Raw genomic sequence first — 4,826 nt, 5'->3', positions numbered from 1 at the left:
GGCGTTACGATTCCATCATGAAGGGACTCGCAACGCGCCCGGATCTGAGCAGCCCTGAACTGGTGGATGCGGTGGAGCTGGTGAATGAAATCGTCGAACGCGATGCGCCGCGCTTCCAGCGCCATCTGCCGGACGATACGCTGCTGTGGGCCGACAACCACCACACGCTGCATGGACGTGCGGTGTACACGGACCCGGACCGTCATCTGATTCGCATCCGTATTTCCAATACGCCGAACGCGCGCCGCATTGGTCCGTCCGGCATTTCGGCTGACTGATAAATGCTTGCTTCGATTATTCCTGTTTTTCTGGTCATTCTGCTCGGCGTAGCGATTCGCCAGTTCCGCTGGCTGCCGGACGAGTTCTTCCCCAACGTGGAGAAGTTCTCGTACTTCATCGCCTTCCCTTCCCTGCTGTTCATGGGAACTTCGCGGCTGGACTTCCACGGCAGCATGGTCGGCGAGCTGGCCCTGGCGACGCTGCTGCCGACCTTTATCGTGGTTGCCTTCACGCTGGTCGCCATGCTGTTTTCGCGCGGCTTGCCGGGCGCCGCCCGTTCGTCCATCGTGCAGGGATCGATGCGGCCAAACAGCTATTTCGGCATTGCCGTGTCGTCGATGTTTTTCCCGCCGCAGACGGCGTCGCTGGTGATGCTGGCGCTGGCCTTCTGTCTGCCGGTGGTGAACGTGATGTCCATCCTGGCGCTGTCGTGGTGGAGCGGCAGCAAGCCTGATCCGATCAAAGTAGTGAAGACGCTAGCGTCCAATCCCATCATTCTGTCGACCATGGCGGGCGTTGCGGCCAGCCTGACCGGCCTCGCACTGCCGGCGCCGCTCTCCAACACGCTGGATATCCTCGGCAAATCGGCACTGGCGCTGGGCCTGATCTGCGTCGGCAGTGGCCTGGTGTTTTCGCGTGAAGGTCTGCGTCCGGTGGCGCTGGGCTTCACCTCGGCCGTCAAGCTGCTGGCATTGCCGCTGATTGCGGCCAAGGTGTGCCTGATGTTTGCGGTCTCCGCGCCCGTCGCGCTGGCGGCTTGCTTTTATTGCGCTCTGCCGACGGCGCCCAATGCTTACATCATGGCGCGGCAGATGGGCGGCGACGCACGGCTAATGGCGTCGCTGATTACCTTGCAAACCTTGCTGGCGGTCGTCACCGTCCCCGCCAGTAAAGGCTTTCTGGCTTTAGTCGGCGCCTGAGGCCGGCGGATCAATGATCCGCCCTACGAAGCCTGAGGTGGGCGGATCATTTATCCGCCTCACGTTGAAGTCGGCGACGTCGAGGTAACCTGGCCCTATGCTGAACAGGCCTATACGGGCRCCAACCCAGCGGCCGGCGGCGGCGATGAATGGCGCGCCAATCGGCGTGAAACGCTTGCCGTCGGCGCTATACGAAAATTGCGTGCGGCCGCCCTCTTCCACTTTCATACGCAGGCTGAGCGTGGCCGCCGACAGGGGTGCGCTGGCCTGCGTCTTTTCTTCGCAACCTGTCATCGCGCCAAGGCAGCTGGCCAACACCAGCGTGTTTGTACCGTCCTTGCGGCGCACGCCGAGCCAGGCGTAGTCCATGCCATACATGACCAGGCCTGCGCTGGCGCCATCGGCCAGCCCGCGCAGATCGACGCGCGTCGTGGTGGTGAAGCGCTCGGCGGGAAGCTTTTGCAGCAGCATTGATGGCAGATTCCAGAGATTGTCCGGCTGCTGGCCGTACAGACGTAGATAACCCCTGCGCGCGGTGAGCGAATACCAATCCGGCTTCCAGTTGGCGTTCCACTGCCATTGCAGGCCAAGCGCAGGCTGCGAGAAGTCGTCACTGGTGGGCGGAGCCACCACCGCGAGCTTGCCGGGGACCGGCTGCTCGTAGCTTTGTACCGGCTGGCCGGTGATGTTGCCGGGATTCGCTTCGCCGATCACGGGCCAATCGTCCTGCCAGCGCATCGGCTGCAGATGGACGATGCGTCCGTATGCCCCCTTGTGCTGGAAGTGATAGAACCAGTCGCTGCCTTCCTGCGTCTTCACCCACGCGCCCTGGTGCGGGCCATTGGTGTTGCTGCTGCCTTGCGCCATCACGATACGCGCCTCATACGGCCCTTCGATGCTGCGCGAGCGGAACACGGACTGCCAGCCATATTCCACCCCGCCGACCGGCGCGAACACGTAATAGTAGCCGCGCGCCTTGTACAATTTAGGGCCTTCCAGCGTGTGGTAGCCGGTATAGGCGCCGCCGTCGATGATCGTCTTGCCCTGATCGTCGAGCAGGCGGCTGGCGTCCGGCGCCATGCTGCGCAGGGTCAGGATATTGTTGATGCCGGCACGGCTCCTGGCCCAGGCGTGAATCAGGTAGGCATTGCCGTCGTCATCCCACAGGGGCGCGGGATCGATGATGCCTTTGCCCGGCAGGAGCAGATGCGGAGCGGACCAGGGACCGCGGAAGTTCGTGGCTGTGGTGACGAAGATGCCCTGGTCCGGGTCGGGATAGAAGATCCAGAACTTCCCGTCATGGTGGCGCAGCGCCGGCGCCCACACGCCTTTGCCGTGCTGGGGCTTTTCGAACATCTCCAGTGGCACTAGCTGCGGCAGCGCGTGGCCGACCAGCTCCCAGTGCGCCATGTCGCGCGATTCCAGCAGCGGCAGCCCCGGCGCGCTGTTGAAACTGGACGCGGTCATGTAGTAGGTCTGGCCTACACGAATCGCGTCCGGATCGGAGTAGTCGGCATGCAGCACCGGGTTGCGGTATTCAGCCGCTCCGGCGCACGCAGTGAATGCGAACACCAGAGCACACAGCAATCGCTTCATTCAGCTGCCTTGATCGTAAAGCTGTACGAAGCTGGTTGCAATTTGATGCGGTACTTCACCAGCGGGCGTCCGTCCAGGCTCCATCCGGTGTCGCCTCCGACTCCGGTCTGCGCCAGATCAATCAGCAGCGTGCCGTCGCCGCGCGGGACGACGTCGGAAGTCTTCCACGTGCCGCGTGGACGCAGATACAGGTCTTCATAGGGGAAGGCCAGCGCGTTCACGGACAGCGCTTGCGCGCCGGTTACCTTCAGGCCCGCATTGGCGCCCGTCAGCGAGATCCAGCGCACGCCGGTCTTGTTGCCACTTTCCTGCGGACGCATGTAGGCGTGGTACTGGTCAGCGACCTTGCCGGAATAGAGCCCCAGCGCGGCGCCGGTGTAGCGGTCCGCGTAGTTTTCCTGTGGACCGCGGCCGTACCAGCTGACTTTGTCCAGCGACGGGTCGCTGTCAAAGCGCAGGCCCAGGCGCAGCGGATCGGGCAAGTCGTCGCGCAGTGGAGTGAAGTCTGCTTTCACCTGCACCGTGCCGTCCGTTGTCATGCGGTAGGTGGTTTCCCAATGCACGGCGCCGGCCCCAAAGCTGTACAACACACGCACGGCGTTGGCGTCGACATTCAGCGCACGCAGCTGGCGGTTGTCGGTGAAGGTCTGCCAGACTTTGTGGCTCTTGTCGACGCCGGTGCCTTCATCGTTATCCGTCATCCCGCGCCAGAAGTTTGGCGTGCCGCCTTTCAGGAGCGTTTTTCCTTTCGCGCTGTAGCGCACCTGGCCAGTCGCCGCGTCAATCACGAGCGTCGCACCAGCTGCCGCCAGCCTGATCTCGTCGCCTTCGCGCACCGGCTTGACCAGCGCGCCAGCCGCAACCTTCGCTGCTACATTCGCGCCTGCCGTAGCGTTCCCACCTGCCGCAGCGCCCGCGCCGGCTGCGCGCGCTGTTGCCGGGCCGGCGGTCCACGCGATCGCGTTGGCTTTCGCGCCTGGCGACGACAGCACGAACTGCGTCCAGCCGACTACTGCACCTGCCGGCACGCCTTTGGTGGCGCCCTCCTTCGCCTTCGCGCGCAGCGTCAGCACCAGCTCGCCGCCATTTGCCGCCACCGCAGGCGGCTTGAACGCCACGGGACGCGAAGTCCCGGCAGCAGCGGCGACACCGGCCAGTGAACCACCAGCCACCTGCACGCCATCCCGCGCCAGCGTCCAGTCGAACTCCATGCCCGACAAATCACGGAAGTCATAGCGATTGACCACACGCAGCTGTCCCCTGGAAGGGTCGCCCTCAAACACCACCGGCGAATACACCTTCTGCAGCTCGTAATATTCCGGGTCAGGCGTGCGGTCCGCCTGAACCACACCATCACCGACCACGCTGTTATCGCCATGCTCCGGATTCAGATCAAAGCCGGAAGCCCAATAACGGCGGCCCTTCTCGTCCTTCGCTGCCACGCCCTGATCCACCCAATCCCACACAAAGCCGCCCTGCAGCTTTTTGTAAGACCGGATGGTCTGCCAGTAGTCCTCAAAATTGCCCAGCGAATTGCCCATCGAGTGCGCATACTCGCACTGAATCATCGGCTGCCTGTAACGCGAGTCCTGCGCATAATCGGCCAGCTTGTCGATATCGTCATACATCGGCGCATAGATATCGACGTAAGGATTCGGCAAATGCTCCTCGCCGATCGTGCCGTGGCCGAGATAACTCACCAGGCGGGTCGGGTCGTTCTGGTGAATCCAGTTCGCGGCGTTCTCGAAATTCGGCCCTGTGCCCGCCTCATTCCCCAGCGACCAGAAAATGATCGAAGGATGGTTGCGGTCGCGCTGCACCATGCGCGACACGCGGTCCAGGTGCGCCAGCTTCCAGTGCTGCTTGTAGCCAAGCTGGAATTCCTCGCGGTGCGCCGGATCGTGGTCGCCCTTCTGCATGTACTCGTGCGACTCGATATCCGCTTCGTCCATGATGTACAAGCCGTATTCATCGGCCAGATCGTACCAGCGCGGATCGTTCGGATAGTGCGAAGTGCGCACGGCGTTGATA

Annotated in this window: 4 protein-coding genes; 2 read left to right on the top strand and 2 right to left on the bottom strand. The window is 63.1% G+C overall.

Annotated elements, in window-relative coordinates; genetic code table 11:
- The coding region (locus tag AB4Z11_RS23160; RefSeq protein ID WP_442027948.1) for a TauD/TfdA family dioxygenase at nt 1-278 on the top strand (278 nt) is incomplete at its 5' end.
- Nucleotides 279-281: 3 nt separating this feature from the next.
- Nucleotides 282-1,199, top strand: coding sequence for an AEC family transporter (locus tag AB4Z11_RS23155; RefSeq protein WP_442027946.1), 918 nt, complete (start codon nt 282-284; stop codon nt 1,197-1,199).
- Here AB4Z11_RS23155 and AB4Z11_RS23150 read toward each other — a convergent pair.
- Together AB4Z11_RS23150 and AB4Z11_RS23145 are read right to left on the bottom strand one after the other, a co-directional pair.
- Nucleotides 1,185-2,795: a glycoside hydrolase family 43 protein gene (locus tag AB4Z11_RS23150; RefSeq protein ID WP_442027945.1), complete on the bottom strand. Its 1,611-nt coding sequence runs from the start codon at nt 2,793-2,795 to the stop codon at nt 1,185-1,187. The two genes, AB4Z11_RS23155 and AB4Z11_RS23150, sit on opposite strands and share 15 nt — an antisense overlap.
- Nucleotides 2,792-4,826, bottom strand: a 2,035-nt coding sequence (locus tag AB4Z11_RS23145) for a glycoside hydrolase family 2 TIM barrel-domain containing protein (RefSeq protein WP_442027944.1), incomplete at its 5' end; no start/stop codon positions are given. The genes AB4Z11_RS23145 and AB4Z11_RS23150, both read right to left, overlap by 4 nt.

Source organism: Pseudoduganella sp. RAF53_2 (genome assembly GCF_052113985.1).
Classification (GTDB): Bacteria; Pseudomonadota; Gammaproteobacteria; order Burkholderiales; family Burkholderiaceae_D; genus Rugamonas.
Note: the sequence above shows the minus strand (reverse complement) of the source record. Positions and strands in the feature narration are given on the sequence as shown.